13 protein-coding genes and 1 pseudogene are annotated in these 15,297 nt (G+C 70.1%); 2 read left to right on the top strand and 12 right to left on the bottom strand.

The features are described from left to right. Positions 1–226: 226 nt before the first annotated feature. From AB0H86_RS25965 to AB0H86_RS25920, 10 genes and pseudogenes are all read right to left on the bottom strand, one after another. Positions 227–976: a sulfite exporter TauE/SafE family protein gene (locus AB0H86_RS25965; protein ID WP_362443352.1), complete on the bottom strand. Its 750-nt coding sequence runs from the start codon at positions 974–976 to the stop codon at positions 227–229. Next, positions 973–1,335 carry a rhodanese-like domain-containing protein gene (locus AB0H86_RS25960; RefSeq protein ID WP_362443349.1) on the bottom strand — a complete coding sequence of 121 codons (363 nt, stop codon included), beginning with the start codon at positions 1,333–1,335 and terminating at the stop codon, positions 973–975. The genes AB0H86_RS25965 and AB0H86_RS25960 overlap by 4 nt, the downstream gene beginning before the upstream one ends. A 41-nt stretch (positions 1,336–1,376) precedes the next feature. After that, positions 1,377–2,753: an MBL fold metallo-hydrolase gene (locus AB0H86_RS25955; RefSeq protein ID WP_362443346.1), complete on the bottom strand. Its 1,377-nt coding sequence runs from the start codon at positions 2,751–2,753 to the stop codon at positions 1,377–1,379. A 429-nt stretch (positions 2,754–3,182) separates the two neighbouring features. Continuing rightward, positions 3,183–3,587: a nuclear transport factor 2 family protein gene (locus AB0H86_RS25950; protein ID WP_362443343.1), complete on the bottom strand. Its 405-nt coding sequence runs from the start codon at positions 3,585–3,587 to the stop codon at positions 3,183–3,185. A gap of 39 nt (positions 3,588–3,626) precedes the next feature. Continuing rightward, entirely contained in the window at positions 3,627–4,472 is an 846-nt protein-coding gene (locus tag AB0H86_RS25945; RefSeq protein WP_362443340.1) for a DUF1684 domain-containing protein, read from the bottom strand. Positions 4,473–4,847: 375 nt separating this feature from the next. Continuing rightward, positions 4,848–5,033 (bottom strand): annotated as a pseudogene (locus AB0H86_RS25940) (transposase); the annotation flags it as partial. Positions 5,034–5,350: 317 nt separating this feature from the next. Further along, positions 5,351–5,587, bottom strand: a complete 237-nt coding sequence (locus tag AB0H86_RS25935; protein WP_362443337.1) for a hypothetical protein — start codon at positions 5,585–5,587, stop codon at positions 5,351–5,353. Positions 5,588–5,756: 169 nt separating this feature from the next. Then, positions 5,757–6,710, bottom strand: coding sequence for an aminoglycoside phosphotransferase family protein (locus tag AB0H86_RS25930; protein ID WP_362443334.1), 954 nt, complete (start codon positions 6,708–6,710; stop codon positions 5,757–5,759). A 137-nt stretch (positions 6,711–6,847) separates the two neighbouring features. Next, on the bottom strand, positions 6,848–7,201 hold the full coding sequence (locus AB0H86_RS25925) for a VOC family protein (RefSeq protein ID WP_362443331.1): 354 nt from the start codon (positions 7,199–7,201) through the stop codon (positions 6,848–6,850). A 107-nt stretch (positions 7,202–7,308) separates the two neighbouring features. Next, positions 7,309–8,928, bottom strand: coding sequence for a long-chain fatty acid--CoA ligase (locus tag AB0H86_RS25920; protein WP_362443328.1), 1,620 nt, complete (start codon positions 8,926–8,928; stop codon positions 7,309–7,311). A gap of 177 nt (positions 8,929–9,105) precedes the next feature. Here AB0H86_RS25920 and hemA point away from each other — a divergent pair, with 177 nt between their 5' ends. After that, complete coding sequence (gene hemA, locus AB0H86_RS25915; protein ID WP_362443325.1) at positions 9,106–10,302, top strand: 5-aminolevulinate synthase; 1,197 nt, start codon at positions 9,106–9,108, stop codon at positions 10,300–10,302. Between the two features lie 19 nt (positions 10,303–10,321). Here hemA and AB0H86_RS25910 read toward each other — a convergent pair whose 3' ends face one another. Together AB0H86_RS25910 and AB0H86_RS25905 are read right to left on the bottom strand one after the other, a co-directional pair. Then, positions 10,322–12,109: an ABC transporter ATP-binding protein gene (locus AB0H86_RS25910; RefSeq protein ID WP_362443322.1), complete on the bottom strand. Its 1,788-nt coding sequence runs from the start codon at positions 12,107–12,109 to the stop codon at positions 10,322–10,324. A 12-nt stretch (positions 12,110–12,121) separates the two neighbouring features. After that, positions 12,122–13,849 carry an ABC transporter ATP-binding protein gene (locus AB0H86_RS25905; RefSeq protein WP_362443320.1) on the bottom strand — a complete coding sequence of 576 codons (1,728 nt, stop codon included), beginning with the start codon at positions 13,847–13,849 and terminating at the stop codon, positions 12,122–12,124. A gap of 410 nt (positions 13,850–14,259) precedes the next feature. Between AB0H86_RS25905 and AB0H86_RS25900 the strand changes: the two genes are divergently transcribed. Continuing rightward, the gene (locus tag AB0H86_RS25900; RefSeq protein ID WP_362443317.1) at positions 14,260–15,282 is read left to right on the top strand and encodes an NAD-dependent epimerase/dehydratase family protein; all 1,023 of its coding nucleotides are present in this window, start codon (positions 14,260–14,262) and stop codon (positions 15,280–15,282) included. Positions 15,283–15,297 lie beyond the last annotated feature (15 nt).

Raw genomic sequence — 15,297 nt, 5'->3', positions numbered from 1 at the left:
TTGGTCTGGCCGTGCCGTTGACTGACGTGCAGTGGGCCCGTGACGTCGGGCGCCGACCGCCGATTGTCTGGTGGCCCGGTGCCAGGCGCGGGTGGGAGCGATGTAGCGTCGGGCGGCGGTCATGAGGCCGAAGGCCGGGGCAGGGGCCTTCGGATGAGAGCAGGAACGGACCGGAACACCGGTGGTGCTGTCCGAACCTGTGTGCGTCCCAGCCTGATAGCCGGGCTCAGGTGAGGGCATCGATGAGCATGAGGGCGGCCACGACCAGCAGCACGATGGCGAAGGTGCGTTGCAGCAGGGGGCCGGTGACCTTGGAAGCCAGGCGTTTGCCGTCCCAGCCGCCGAGGATTGCCGCACCCATGAAGGGGCCGATCACCGCCCAGTCGATGCCGGTGACGGTCGCACCGCGGGTGGCCAGGGAAGCCATGGAGTTCGCCGAGATGACCAGCAGGCTGGTGCCGACGGCGGTCTGCATCTCGAATGCAAGCACGGTGACCAGGGCGGGGACGGCGAGGAAGCCTCCGCCGACCCCGAGCAGCCCGGTCAGCGCGCCCAGTCCCGCGCCGGCGCCGACGGCCTTCGCGGGTTGCACCACAGGCGCCTGACCGGTGCTCGCCTGGCTGGGACGCAGCATTTTGACGGCGGCATGTGCGGCGATGGCGGCGAAGGTGGCGGTCAATACCGGTTGGGGCAGGCGGGAGGCGGCGGCTCCGGCCGCGGCGGCGGGCAGGAGTCCAGCCGTGGCGAACAGGGCGCCGGCCCTCCAGCGGACGTTGCCATTGCGGGCGTGGGCGTACAGGGCGGTGAGCGAGGTGGCGGTGATGATGATCAGGCTGGCGGTGGTGGCGGCGGCCGGGGTGAAGCCGAGCAGGTAGATCAGCGCGGGCACCGCCAGGACGCTGCCGCCCCCGCCGAGGGCGCCGAGCGCGATTCCGACCACGGCCCCGGAGATCAGGGCCAAGATCAGCGCGCTCACGCTATGGCACCGCTGCTGCCGCCTTCACCGGTGACCGGCAGGCCCTGACGTGCCCAGGCGGTCATGCCGCCGGTGACGTCGGTGGCCTCGACGCCGCGTGCGGCCAGCAGCTTGGCTGCCTGCTGGGAGCGGTGACCGGAACGGCAGATCGTGACCACCGGTTTGCCCTGTGCGGAGGCCGGCAGGGAAGCGCCCGTGATCAGGCGGGAAAGCGGCAGGTGCAGCGCGCCGGGCGCGTGCCCGGCCTTCCACTCCGGTGTTTCGCGGACATCCAGCAGCACGGCCTTGCCGTCGCTGGTCTGCTGGTTGGCCTGCTGGGGGGTGAGGCGGACGGGGCCGCGGCGAAGATGCGGGAACATCGTCTGATCTCTTTCGTGCAGGTGGTGCGGGACAGGGCGTATCAATCGGTGCGGTCGGGGCGGGTGAGGATCAGTCCCGCCTCGGTGGCGGCGTCGAAGCCGTCGTGGACGGCGACCACGTCGCGGCCGGCGGCGTCCAGCAGGGAGGCGGCGATCGTCGCGCGCATTCCGGCGGCGCAGTGCACCCACACCGTCCCGGGCGGTACCTCGCCGATGCGGCCGTGCAGCTCGTGGATCGGGATGTGGACCGAGCCGTCGATGAAGCCGCCCGCGCGCTCGGAGTCCCGGCGTACGTCCAGGACGACCACGTCGTTGCCGCGCTCGCGGACATCGGCGAGGTCGGCGAAGCGGGCGCGGGGGAAGGAAGCGAGCTGTTCGCCGGCGCGGACCCAGGTGGCCGGGTCGCCGGTGGCTGCGGCGGCAGGGCGGTCGATGCCCACCCGGGTCAACTCCCGCTGTGCGTCGGTGATCTGCTCAGTGGTGTCGGCGAGCAGGGTGACGGGCTTGCCCCACGGGATCAGCCAGGCCAGGTAGGTGGCGAGCTTGCCCTCGCCCTCGAAGTTGAACGACCCGGCCACGTGCCCCTCGGCGAAGGCCATGCTGCTGCGCAGGTCCACCACCCACTCACCGGCGGCCAGCCGGGAGGCGATCTCCTCGGCGTCCGCACGCCCCGGCGGGGTGAGGTCGACCGGTGCGGGCCCCGCGGCGTTGGCCGGGCCCATGTGCGCGTAGTACGCGGGCACGTCGTCCAGCCCGGCGAGCAGTTGCGCGACGAAGGTGTCCACGTCCAGGGCCAGCGCGTCGTTGGTGGCGCGTTCCTGGCCGATCGTGGTCGTATCCCCCTCGGCCTGCGAGGAAGAGCAGAAGCTGCCGAAGCCGTGGGTGGGCAGCACCGGCACCTCGTCGTCCAGCTCATCGGCCAGGCGGTGGGCGGAGGCATGCTGGGCACGGGCCAGCTGCTCGGTCAGCCGCGGCTCGACCAGATCGGGGCGGCCCACCGTGCCGATCAGCAGCGATCCGCCGGTGAACGCCGCCACACCGTGCCCGTCCTCAGCAAGGACATAGGAGGTGTGGTGCGGGGTGTGCCCGGGGGTGGCGAGCGCGCGCAGCACCAGCCCCTCGTCCACCGTCACGGTGTCGCCGTCGGCCACCGGGGTGCGGGCGAAGGACACGTGCGCTGCGGCCGGCACCAGGTAGCGGGCCCCGGTCACCCGAGTCAGCTCCAGGCCGCCGGTGACGTAGTCGTTGTGCACATGGGTCTCGGCCACGAGAGCGATGCGCACCCCGCGCCGGGCCGCCGCGGCGATGACCTGATCGATGTCACGCGGCGGATCGATGATCACCGCCGAACGGGGTCCTCCGGCCAGGTAGCTGCGGTTGCCCAGGCCCTCGAATTCCAGAACGTCGACGAAGAACACGACTATGACTCCTCTTGAACGGTGCACCCCGGGGGGGACTCCAAGGTGATAAGCGCCTCTTGCCGGGTACCGCCTCACCTGGCTCGGGTGCTCGGGGGGGGCCGGGCAAGTGCAAGAGATGGGGATCTTTGCCGTCCGGCAGGCGATGATGTAAACGGCTGAGGCGGCAACCGGCTTTTCGAGCCGATGCTCGGCGAGCGATGTCATGGGCGACGTCGTGAATCTGTGCCACGGTCAACGGGCGTGACCGTACGGCCCGGTGGACGCCTCGGCTGCGAGCGCGCGAGGCGCGTTCGCCAGAAGCGGCGCTGCCGCGTGTCAGCAGGTCGGCACGGACGAGGCTGAGGTCTCCTCGCACACGGCAGGGCCCAGGCCGGTGCTGCGTCCGGGGCCCTGCCTCAGGCGGCCGCTCGGCGGGAGCGGCCGCGATCAGTGCTGTTCGGTCGAACCGGACGACGGCATGGATTCGTTGAGCGGTACGACGTTGAAGTATTCCTCGATGCGGTCGATGAGGCCGCCGTCGAACCGGAAGTACATCGCCGCGTGTACGTCACTGCGGGACCCGTCGGTCATGGTCAGGTGGAGTACTTGCTGCTGGAGCACTTCGTTGCCGTCCTGGAACTGCCGCACGATGTCGTACCGAAGTGTCTCGACGCCGGCGGCCAACTTCTTCAGCAGTTCCATGTTCTCGTCGATCGGCTGGTCACCGCTTCCGTCGCTGTGCCACACGGCGGCGGTCTCGGTGCACAGGGATCGCATCGCGGCGTAGTCCCGCACCTCCCACTGCCGGAGGTAGTTCACCGCTGCTGCGCGAAGGTCCTGGTCGGGTGTCATTGTTTCTTCCTTTCGGGGGTACGCCGGTTGCGGCGAATGTCAGACGGCGGGGCCGGTCGTGGTGCAGACGGCCGCTTCTTCTTCGAAGACGGGGGCGCGTTCCCCCGCTTCGACGCGCAGGGGGAGGTGGTTCTCCCGGGGCGGCAGCGGACAGGGGAAGGGCGTCGAGAACATGTGGTGAGGGACGGTGGCCCGGTTGAAGTCGATCCGGGCGGCACCCGCGGCGTCCTCGGGCCGGGGCAGGATCAGCCACCGGCCCATGCCGGGCGTTTCGGTGCCGCTGGTGCCGTCGGTGAACGAGATCAGCAGAGTGTCGTCGCCCACACCGAACGCCCGGAGCGTGTGCCGCTCGCCTTGCAGATCGAAGACGAAGTCACCAGGGGCCGGGAAGCTGTCCCGCACGCTCGGGCTGGTCACCCGGGTCACCTCCAGGAGGCGTCCGGCGTCCGCCGGACGGTACTCCGCCTCGACGGTCCAGGCCGGGTCCCACGGCCACGCCTCGATTGCGCGCAGGCCGACGAGGGTGGGCGCGGCCGGATCCCACACGGCCAGGACGTGGGCTCCCCGCAGTTCCTCGATGGTGCCGCGCCGCCCGCCGGGGAAGGACAGGCGGCTGGCGCCGGTCAGTTCCACCGTGCCGTCCACGGCGTGGTCATCGACGGATACGTTCTCCGCACGGGCCGCGGTCAGCGTCAGGCTTCCCGAGAGGCCGGTGGACGTCCACTGTCCCGGAACCTCGGGGACTTCCTGACCCGGTTCCGTGATCGGCCGATGGGCGATCAGGCTCGCCTTCCCGTCCGGGCCCGCCATCTCCTCCCATCGGCTCTGGCGCCACTTGTCGTACTCGGTCAACGCGCCGTCGCTACCGAAGCGATCGCTGGACACAGTGTTCTCCTCTCTAGGTGGCGGTCACCCGCGACCGCCGTCAGGACTTACCGCCGGCCGGGGCCCCCGACCGGTTCGACGACCGGTCGATGGCTGCCGCCGCAGGGCCGCATGCCGCCATGCGGCGCGTCTCCGCGCACACCCGACCGTCGTGGTCCGACCGGCCGTGCCGAGGCTTTGGATGGTGCGCCTGCCCCGAGACCATAAGCAAAGCTGTTTGCTGCTACGGCAAATGCGGGAAAGACGCCGTGCTGTGGAGAACGGGGCGCCTCGGCTACCTCGGCCCCATCGAGTTCGCGGGGGTTCGATCTCCGGGCCCGCCGGCACTGGCTGGACCGTTCCCTGCGACGATGCGCTTGTGATCTGCTTGTTCGTTCAGCGGGCAGACCAGAGGAAGATGCCCGCGATGAGGAGGCCGGCGCGGTAGACCGTGTCGGTCTTCTCGTAACGGGTGGCGATGCCGCGCCACTGCTTCAGCCGGTTGATGCACCGCTCGACCGTATTGCGTTGCTTGTACGCCTCACGGTCGAAGGCGGGTGGGCGACCGCCGAGGCTGCCTCGACGAAGGCGCGAGCGCGGCATCGGACTGCACGTCATCGAGCCGGGCATCGACACTGCCACCATGGAAGGGCGGGCGATGTTCGGGATGCTGTCGGTACTTGCTGAGCTCTCCGCCAACTGTGGGCCCGCCACGACGTGCGCGCCTACGGAAGCCGGCCAGGACAACGACACCGCCCAGAACCAGGCCCATTGAGCGGAGACGTCCCACCGCGCAGATCGATTCGCAACTGAACAGCACCCGTTGGTGCGGATGGACGAGCTACCAGGCGGGCTGGAAGCCGACGCCGTATGACGGTTTCGAGGCAGCTCGCACGAGGCTAGTCATCGACGCACTTGGGGTACTTCGAGCCCCGGTTGCAGTCGTGGTAGTCGTACTTGCTGACCCGGAACTTCTTCTCTTTGCCTGCCGTGGTCGGATCGACGATCAGGTAGAACTTCTTCCGGTCCTTGACCTTGTCGATGACCTTCCCGTCAGGACCCTGGTCAAAGTTCTGCGCACACCCGGCGAGAGCGAGGGCGCTGACCGCCACGAGGACGGCGGCAAGGCGATGCATGTCGTGCTCCGATCAACTTGATGGTGAGCTCAGCTTAGGGTGATCGACTGACTACCTGTCACGTGGGGGTGGTTACACTTGCGAAGAAGATCTTGCGCTCGATCACCCGCCGTCGGCGGACCAGGGTGATGGGGATGGCCGAAATTGCCGCGCCCCGGACCGCCTTGGCTCAGCCCAGCGTGTCCATCAGGGCGGTGACATAGGCATCCAGCCGCTCCTCCACGGCTCGCGTCGTCAGTTCTGTCCTCCCTGCCTCCCGCCATGGCTGAGACACCAACCGCACTTCCTCTGAGAACGCCAGCCCGTCGCGCACCCGCCAGTACAGCCGCTCGTTCGCGGTCGCGGCCAGCACCCCGCCGGCCTCCTCATACGCCTCGGCGAACCGCACACCCCACGCCGGGCCGTGCAGGAGCGCGAGATTGGTGGAGCAGTGCGCCACGTCGAGATCCGTCGGGCCCCAGGAGGTCGCCGCCCAGTCGACGACGCCGGTGATCCGGGCACCTGCCGGCCTTGAGGGCGGCACGTCGAACAGCACATTGCCGGGGTGGAAGTCCCGGTGCAGGAATCGCCCTTCATAGGGCGGCGCGGGCTTGCGGATCACGTCGATCGCCGCGGCCCATACCGCCGCGTCGGCGCCCTTCGGAGTCACGACGGTGTCGGCGGTCGTCAACGCCACATACTCACGGGGCCGCTCGACGGGTCGCAGTGCGTGGATCGCCACGAGTTGACGGGCCAGCAGAGGGACCCGCGTCTCCAATCCCTCATCGTCGAGGACCGTCCGGCCCACCAGATGTGTCATGAGGAGCGACGGATACTCGCAATGCGCGGCGGTCGGATCAACCGCGACCAGTCCAGGAGCCGGCACGCCGGTCCCCGGGAGCAGGGTCAGGGCGCCGGCCTCCCTGTTCAGCCAGTCCTCGGCGTGCTCCACGTTGACGAAGGTCCGCAGCACCAGATCACGAGTGCCTCCGTCCCGCGTGCCGATGGTCAGCCTCCGCATTTCGGCAGTGATGCCGCCGTGCAGCGCCTCGGCTCTGACGATCCGTTCGCCGACCTCCAGGTGCCTACTCTCCCAAGCCAGGGTCAACGGTCGGACAGCCGCCGCCTCATCGTGGTTGGTCACGGTGCCACCTCATCATCCGGACGGCGGCACGCGCGAGAGTCTTGTTGGAGGCGAACGTGGACTTCCTGCCCATCAGCGTGGCCACCGGCGCCGACGCCCTCACCTGGCCACCCACCCAGCCCTGCGTGAAGACGCGGTCAGGCGGGCTGCCACAGCTCGACCCGATTGCCCTCAGGGTCGGTGACCCAGCCGAATCGACCGACGCCCTCCATGTCCTGCGCTTCTTCGGCCACGTCCGCTCCCTTGGCGCGCAATTGCGCGAGCATCGCATCCAGGTCGCGGACCCGGAAGTTGAGCATCGTTTGCTGGGCGCGGGACCCGAAGTAGTCGGTCTCGGACTCGAACGTCGCGAACACCGTCGGCCCGGCTCCTTGATGCCACAGTCCGTTGTCATCGGCGTCCAGACCCAGGCAATCGCGATACCACGCGCTCAGGGCCACCGGGTCGGCCGCCCGCATGAAGTACCCACCGATTCCAAGTACACGTTCCATGCCGCCATCTTGCCAGGACGACGATCGGGCGGCCTGCCCCAACACCCATCACCCGCTTCACCCCCGTCCCTCGCGGAATAGCGCAGGGCGGCCATTCCACCGCACCCTCAGGATTCTTCACCCGCCCCCACTCCTTCTCCCGCCCCCAGTCCTTCGCCCATCCCCACCCCTTCTCCCGCCCCCACTCCGAGCACAGCGACCAGTTCCCGTTTGAGGACCTTCCCGCTCGGGCCCAAGGGGAGGGCGGCCGTGAACTCCACGCGGCGCGGGCACTTGTAGGAGGCGATGCGCCGACGGCTCCAGGCGATGATGTCCTCCGCGAGGGACGTGTCCGTCGCGGTGCCGGGGCGGGGGACGATCACCGCGTGTATCTCCTGGCCGTAGCGGGCGTCCGGGACGCCGATCACCGCGGCCTGGGCGACGGACGGGTGGCGGGACAGGATCTCCTCGACCTCGCGCGGGTACACGTTGTAACCGCCGCGCACGATCATGTCGTTCTTGCGGTCGACGATCGTCAGATAGCCCTCGGCGTCCTTCACTCCGAGGTCGCCCGAGCGGAACCAGCCGTCCACGAGCGCGGCCGCGGTGGCCGCGGGGTCGTCGAGGTAGCCGGTCATGACGTTGTGGCCGCGGATCACGATCTCGCCGACCTCGCCCGGCGGAAGCAGCACGATCCTGTTCTCGGTGCCGGCGTGGGCAATCTCCGCCTCCACGCCCCGGATCGGCTTGCCCACGGTGCCCGGCCGCCGGGGCCAGGCCCTCTGGTTGTAGGCGACGCAGGGGGAGGTCTCGGTCAGGCCGTAGCCCTCGTAGACGGGGCAGCCGAAGGTCGTCTCGAAGTCCTGGAGCACCCGGACCGGCAGCGCCGAGCCCCCGGAGTACGCGCGGGCGAGCGGCGGTCGGCGGGCGTCACCGGCCGCGGCCTCCAGCAGCGTGATGTACATCGTCGGCACACCCATGACGACCGTGCAGCCCTCGCGCACCATCAGGTCGAGCGCCTCGTCCGGTGTGAAGCGGGACATCAGGACGAGGGTCGCGCCGGCACGGAAGCACGTCCCCATGCCGCAGACCTGGCCGAAGGTGTGGAACAGGGGCAGACAGCCCAGGAGGATGTCGTCGGTGTGCATGGCGAAGGGCGAGAGCATCGTCGTGTCGATGTTCAGGACCACATTGAGGTGGCTGAGCATGACGCCTTTGGGGCGGCCCGTGGTGCCCGAGGTGTAGAGGATCAGCGCGATGTCGTCCGGCGCGCGGGGCACCGGGGCGTCGACCGGCGCGGCCCGGGCGGCGAGCTTGTCCAGCGCCGTGCGGCTTCCGTCGTCGTCCGCGTCCACCGTCAGCAGCGGCACCTCCGCGCGCTTCGCCGCCCGCTCCCCTTCTCCGAGGAGCGACCCCGCGCACAGCACGGCCCGGGCCCCCGAGTGCCGGAGGATGTACACGATCTCGTCCGCCTTCAGTAACGCGTTCACCGGTACGACGGTGGCGCCGAGCGCGAGGACACCGAAGTACGCCGCCGGGAAGGTCGGCGTGTTGGGCAGCAGCAGTGCGACCCGGTCGCCGGGGCCGATGCCTCGGTCGCGCAGCGCCGCCGCGTACCGGCGGGCGGCCAGCCAGAGGTCGCCGTACGAGATGCGCTGGTGGCCGGCCACCAGCGCCGTGCGGTCGGGGCAGCGCCTCGCGGAGTCCGCGAGCACATCCGCCGCCGTGAGCGTGGCGCCGCCCCTCATAGGCTCGGTCCGCGCATTCCGGCGCGGCCGGAAAAGGCCTTGTGAAAATACGGGAAGGAGATTTCACATTCGGTCATCGATACTCCGCTTTCGTGCGAACGCGCACTGTGCAGGGACCGCAGCGCATCCTACGATGAGGCGCGCCGGAGGGAAAGCGACAGAGAGCGAGCATGAGACATGTCCGAGTACATGGATTTCTTCGCACGCCTTGGGCAGGAGACATCCGAGCGGAAAAGGGAGTTTCTGGAGCTCGGCCGCATCGCGGGCCGCTTCCCGGCCGCCGATACGGCAGACCATGGCGAGATCTCGATCTGGTGCAGCAACGATTACTTAGGTATGGGCCAGCACCCGGACGTTCTGGCGGGGATGAAGCGCGCCGTCGACGAATGCGGTGCCGGCTCCGGAGGTTCGCGCAACATAGGCGGGACGAACCGCTACCACGTCGCATTGGAGGCAGAACTGGCCGCGCTGCACGGAAAGGAGGACGCGGTGCTGTTCAACTCCGGGTATTCCGCGAACGAGGGGGCGCTCTCCGTCCTCGCCGGCCGCATCGACGACTGTGCCGTGTTCTCCGACCAGTTGAACCACGCGTCCATCATCGACGGTTTGCGGCACAGCGGAGCCCAGAAGTTCATCTACCGGCACAACGACTGCGCGCATCTCGAGGAACTGCTGTCGGGGGTGGATCCACAGCGGCCCAAAATCGTCGTGACGGAGTCCGTGCACTCGATGCGCGGCGACATCGCGCCACTCGCGGAGATCGCCGACATCGCCAAGCGGTACGGGGCGGTGACGTTCCTGGACGAGGTGCACGCCGTCGGCATGTACGGCCCCGAGGGCGCCGGCATCGCGGCGCTGGAGGGCCTCGCCCCCGCGTTCACCGTCGTCATGGGGACGCTGGCCAAGGGCTTCGGGATGACCGGCGGCTATGTCGCCGGCCCCGCCGTCCTGATGGACGCGGTCCGGGCCTTCGCCCGTTCGTTCATCTTCACCACGGCACTGCCGCCCGCGGTGGCGGCCGGCGCGCTCGCCGCCGTACGGCATCTGCGCGGCTCCCAGCAGGAGCGTGAGCGGCTCGCGGCCAACGCCGCTCTGATGCACGGGCTGTTGCGGGACAGGGGTATCCCCGTCCTGTCCGATCAGACCCACATCGTGTCGGTCCTCGTGGGCGAGGACCGCCTCTGCAAGACGATGTCGGCGCTGCTGCTGGAGCGGCACGGTGTCTATGTGCAGGCCATCAACGCGCCGAGTGTGCCGACGGGCGAGGAGATCCTCCGGGTCGCGCCCTCCGCCGTGCACGAGGCCGCCGATGTCCGCCGGTTCGTCGAGGCGCTGCACGGGATCTGGACCGAGTTCGGCGCGTCGCGCGGCTGAGTGCCGAGTCACGCCGTCCCTACTCCGGGTTCGCCTGGATCTGGCGCATCTCGGCGGACTGCGCCAGTACCTCCTCCCATGTCCCCACCGCGTCCACGCGCCCGTCCTTCAGCACCACCACCCGGGCCGCCGCACGCAGCAGCGCGGGCCGGTGCGACACCGCGAGGACGGTGACGGAGCCGTCCAGCAGCCGGCTCCACAGGAGTTGCTCGGTCGCGGGGTCCAGGGCGCTGGAGACGTCGTCCAGGACCAGGAGTTCGGGGCGTCGGGCCAGCATCCGGGCGATCGCCGTCCGCTGGAGCTGACCGCCGGACAGCCTGAGGCCCCGCGGACCGACGACGGTGTCGGCGCCGTCCTGCATGGCCGCCACGTCGGGGGCGAGAACCGCGGCGTACGCGACATCCTCGAAGATCCTTCCGCCACCACCACCATCACCATCACCGTCACCGTCACCGTCACCGTCACCGTCACCGTCACCGTCACCGTCGTCACCCAGTCCCAGCAGGACGTTGTCCCGCAGCGAGCCGCTGAACAGGCGCGGGTCCTGGGGCGTGTAGCCGCAGCGCGGGGGCACCAGGAAGGCCGCGGGGTCGGCGATCGGTTCCCCGTTCCACAGCACAGCGCCCCGCTCGTGCGGCAGCAGTCCCAGGACCGCCCGTATCAGTGTCGACTTGCCCGAGCCGACGCCGCCGGTGACCACGGTGACGCGGTGGCGTACGACGGTCAGGTCGACGTTCTCGATACCGCGCTCCGAGCCGGGGTGCCGTGCGGTCAGCCCGCGGACGGTCAACTCCCGTAGCTCGGGAGCCCGTTCGGGCTCGGGCGCGGGTTCCTCAGTCGGTGTGCCGGGCCGTTTTCCGAGGAAGTCCGTGATCCGGGCGAGGGCCACCGAGACCCGCTGCAGTCGTACCGAGAGGATCCCGATCGAGGCCAGCGCCTCGGCGAGGATCTGCAGATAGAAGGTGAACAGCGCCAGGTCTCCGACGCTGAACGTCCCGCTGTGTGCCCGGCCCGCCGTCAGCAGCAGAACGACACCGATGCCGAGGGGGGCCGCGTTGCCGATGACGGTCCGCTGCACGCCCGCGAACAGTTCCTCGCGCACCGCCGCCTTCGCCCGGGCGGCGTTCAACCGGCCGATGTGCGCGGCCACATGGTCCTCTGCCGCCGCAGCCTGCACCGCCTTCACGGCCCCGACCGCCTCCCGAAGGGCGCCCGCGACCTCGGCCGACGCGGTACGGGTGGCGCGGCGATAGCGGAGGAAGCGGCCGTGGACGGCCGCCGTGACCACCGTGATCAGGACCAGTAGCGCCAGCAGTGCGCCGGTGACCACCGCGTCGATCCGCATCATGACGGTGACGGAGGCGACGACGAACAGCCAGTGCGCGAGGTTGGTGGGCGCCCAGGCCACGAAGAAGCCCGTCTCGTCGACGTCCTCGCCGACCACCCGCAGCGACTCCCCCGGGGTGGTACGTGCCGCGGCTCCCCGTCCGCGCAGGGCGGAGCCCAGCAGTTCCCTCCTGAGCCGGGCCGTCGTGCCGTACTGGACCCGCGGCTCCAGCCGGTTGATCATCACGCCGAACTGCAGGCACAGCCGTGCCCCCTCGATCGCGGCCACCCAGGCGATGAGCAGCCAGACCGCGCCGTCGGCGCCGATCTCGTCGAACAGCCGCTGGAAGAGCAGCCCCACCGCCAGGGTCCCGGCCCGCAGCAGCACCCACAGCCCGGTCAGGCTCCAGTAGGCTCCCGCCGACCCGCGCAGCACGGCCCCGAGCCGTCGGAACGTGCCCCGTACGTCGATGTCGGCCACCCTCCCGCCCCGTCAGCCGGCGCGCAGCAGTTCGTGGAAGCGCGAGGTCGGGTCTGCCGCGAGCACCGTCTGCTCCCCGTGCTCGACCACCGTCCCCGCGTCGAGGACGAGGATGCGGTCCACGTTGCGCAGCGCGTGCGGCCGATGCTGTACGACGACGGCGGTCCGCCCCTCGAGCAGCCGCTCCATCGCGGGCAGGAGCAGCCGCTCGGTGTGCGGGTCCAGCCGGGCTGTCGGCTCGTCCATCAGGACCACGGCCGGATCCCGCAGGAACACCCGGGCCAGCGCGAGGAGTTGCTCCTGTCCCGCGGACATCCCTCGCGCTCCCGCGCCCAGCACGGTGTCCAGACCGTGGGGCAGCTCGCGCCACCATGTGGTGAGCCCGGCCTCGTCCAGCGCGGCGCACACCCGCGGGTCGTCGATGGAGTGGTCGAAGAAGGTGAGGTTGTCGCGGAGCGTGGCGTGGAAGACCTGCACCTCCTGGGTGACCAGGGCGACCCGGCCGCGCAGCGACCGGGTGTCGAGTCCGGCCACGTCCTGTCCGCCGACGCTGACAGCGCCGCTCACCGGGTGGTGCAGTCCGAACAGCAGCCGTACGACGGTCGACTTGCCGCTTCCGGTGCGGCCGACGATGCCGAGCCGTTCCCCGGCCCGCAGTTGGAAGGAGACATCACGCAGTACCGGTTCACCGGGGTCGTACCAGAAGGACACCCGGTCGAGTCGCGCGCCGAGGGGGCCCGCGGGCAGGTGGCGGGTGCCGGTGCGCACGACGTCGTCGTCCTGGCGCAGCAGTTCCTGCAGGCGCTGCACACTGACCGCGGCCTCCTCCAGCTCGTGGAAGCGGGTGGTGACGGCCAGCAGCGGGCGGCGCAGCAGCATGGCGTACGACAGGCAGGCGAAGGCCGTGCCGGTGGAGAGCTGTCCGCGGCCGTGCAGCCACACGCTGACGGCCAGGGCGAGGACCACGCTGACGGTGGACAGGCCCTGGACCGTGGCGGGCCAGCGCACGGAGACCCGCGCCGCGCGGCGCGCCCGCCGGTACAGGTCGGCCTGCCGGGTCTCCAGGGCGCTCAGGGTGTGGGCTGAGGCTCCGTTGGTTCGCAGGTCCTCGGCGCCGGCGAGGCGTTCCTCCAGGAAGCCCAGGAGTTCCGCGGACGAGGTCCGCCGGGCGGCGACGAAGGGCATGGCCTTGCCCACGAGTCCGCGCAGCAGCAGGAGGGTTCCCGCGGCGAACGGTGCGAAGACCAGGGCCAGTCGCCAGTCGAGCAGGAAGAGGGCGCCGAGGATTCCGATGACCAGCAGCATCTGGGCGAGGACTTCCAGGACCAGCGCGGACATCACCGCGGCGAGTCTGGTGACGTCGCCGTCGACGCGGTCGACGAGTTCGCCGGGCGGGTGCCGCTGGTAGAAGCGGGAGGGCCGGCGCAGACAGTGGGCCACCAGGTCGGCACGCAGCCGGTTGGTGGTGCGCCAGGCGAGCCGCGCGGCCACGGCGTCGCAGCCGATGGTCACCACGAGCAGCCCGAGGGCCGCGGCCAGGTACCAGGCGGCGACCGCGAGAAGCAGGTCGGAGGGGCTGCGGGAGAGCGTGTGGTCGATGAACCGGCGCAGCATCTGGGGCGCGACCAGCTGGAGCCCGATGCCCAGCGGGACAAGCACCGCGAGGAGGAGGACGGACGGCCGTTCGCCGCGCAGATAGCGGAACAGTACGGAGAGCTGCCGTAACGGGCTGCCTGCCAACGCGTTCCTCCCCGGGCGCCGGGCGGCGGAAGGCCTCAGCATAAAGTCGGTTCCGGGTCGTTGGGAATGACGCGTGCACCGGTGAACTCGTCATATGGAGGTGCCGTGCCGAGTCCGGGAATGGGCCGCCCCTATGCGGAACATGGCCCACCGCTTGGTGCCACATCAACCCGGTCCGGAACACCCGTTGCTGCCGATTCATCGCGCTGTTAGACTCCACGGGTCTTCTGGGCCATTCGCCTTGCACGCCGTTGCTGCGTACTATCCCTTCTCGGCCACATTTCGCCGGCGCTCATGTACGTCCGAGTCGGCCGAGTTCTCGTACCCGCAGTACCGACGCCCGGAGACGGCGCCAGCACGGAGCACCGCCTTGAACCACCGGATGCCAACGGAACCAAGGGGGATTCGCAATGTCGGGTGACGCGCACGACGTGGCCGTAACCGCGGGAAAAGCGGTGGTCACCGGTGCCGCGGGTTTCATCGGCTCCCATCTCGTCGAGGCGTTGCGGCGCGGCGGCACAAACGTGGTGGGAATCGACCGGAAATCGAGTTGGGCCACCGGTGAAATCCCGCCGTCCGACGAGCTGGGATCCCTCCACTCGATCCGCGCCGACCTCGTCTCCACTGATCTGTCGGCCTGTCTGGAAAACGCGGCCGCGGTCTTCCACTTAGCCGCGTTGCCGGGTGTGCGCCCGTCCTGGACACAATTCCCGGAGTATCTCCACTGCAACGTACTGGCCACCCAACGCCTCATGGATGCCTGTGTCCGTGCCGGGGTTCCCCGCGTGGTCATGGCGTCGTCGTCGAGCGTGTACGGCGGCGCGGAGGGCACGATGAACGAGGACGACCTCCCCCGTCCCCTGTCCCCCTACGGAGTCACCAAACTCGCGGCGGAACGGCTCGCCCTCGCCTTCGCGGCCCGCCGCGACGCCGCCCTGTCGGTGAGCGCGCTGCGGTTCTTCACCGTCTACGGCCCCGGTCAGCGCCCGGACATGTTCATCGGCCGGGTCATCCGCGCCACCCTGGAGAACAAGCCGATCGACGTCTACGGCGACGGCACCCAGATCCGCGACTTCGTCCACGTGTCGGACATCGTGCGCGCGCTGATGCTCGCCGCCACGACCGAGGAGAAGGGCAGCAGTGTCCTCAACATCGGTACGGGAAGCGCCGTGTCGATGAACGAAGTCCTGGCCCTGACCGGCGAGTTGACCGGCAGGACGCCCGACGCGCGGTACGGTCCGGCGCGCATCGGCGACGTTCGCTCCACGACGGCCGACGTCGGTCGGGCGCGGCACCACCTCGGCTTCACCACGCGGACGGATCTGCGCGCCGGGCTGGCCACGCAGATCGAGTGGGCCAGGCAGTCGCTCGCCGAGGCCCCACCGCACAAGACGGCCTCATCGGCCCGGATGGCGCCCACCCACCGGTCGTAACCGGTGTGCGGCTTC

This window comes from Streptomyces sp. NPDC050997 (genome assembly GCF_040660135.1).
Lineage (GTDB): Bacteria > Actinomycetota > Actinomycetes > Streptomycetales > Streptomycetaceae > Streptomyces.
Note: the sequence above shows the minus strand (reverse complement) of the source record. Positions and strands in the feature narration are given on the sequence as shown.

Bases quoted from the DNA above. Each gene is read 5' to 3' on its own strand.
- AB0H86_RS25960 (WP_362443349.1), bottom strand. From the start codon at position 1,335: ATGTTCCCGCATCTTCGCCGCGGCCCCGTCCGCCTCACCCCCCAGCAG.
- AB0H86_RS25925 (WP_362443331.1), bottom strand. From the start codon at position 7,201: ATGGAACGTGTACTTGGAATCGGTGGGTACTTCATGCGGGCGGCCGAC.
- AB0H86_RS25920 (WP_362443328.1), bottom strand. From the start codon at position 8,928: ATGAGGGGCGGCGCCACGCTCACGGCGGCGGATGTGCTCGCGGACTCC.
- AB0H86_RS25950 (WP_362443343.1), bottom strand. From the start codon at position 3,587: ATGACACCCGACCAGGACCTTCGCGCAGCAGCGGTGAACTACCTCCGG.
- AB0H86_RS25935 (WP_362443337.1), bottom strand. From the start codon at position 5,587: ATGCATCGCCTTGCCGCCGTCCTCGTGGCGGTCAGCGCCCTCGCTCTC.
- AB0H86_RS25900 (WP_362443317.1), top strand. From the start codon at position 14,260: ATGTCGGGTGACGCGCACGACGTGGCCGTAACCGCGGGAAAAGCGGTG.
- hemA (WP_362443325.1), top strand. From the start codon at position 9,106: ATGTCCGAGTACATGGATTTCTTCGCACGCCTTGGGCAGGAGACATCC.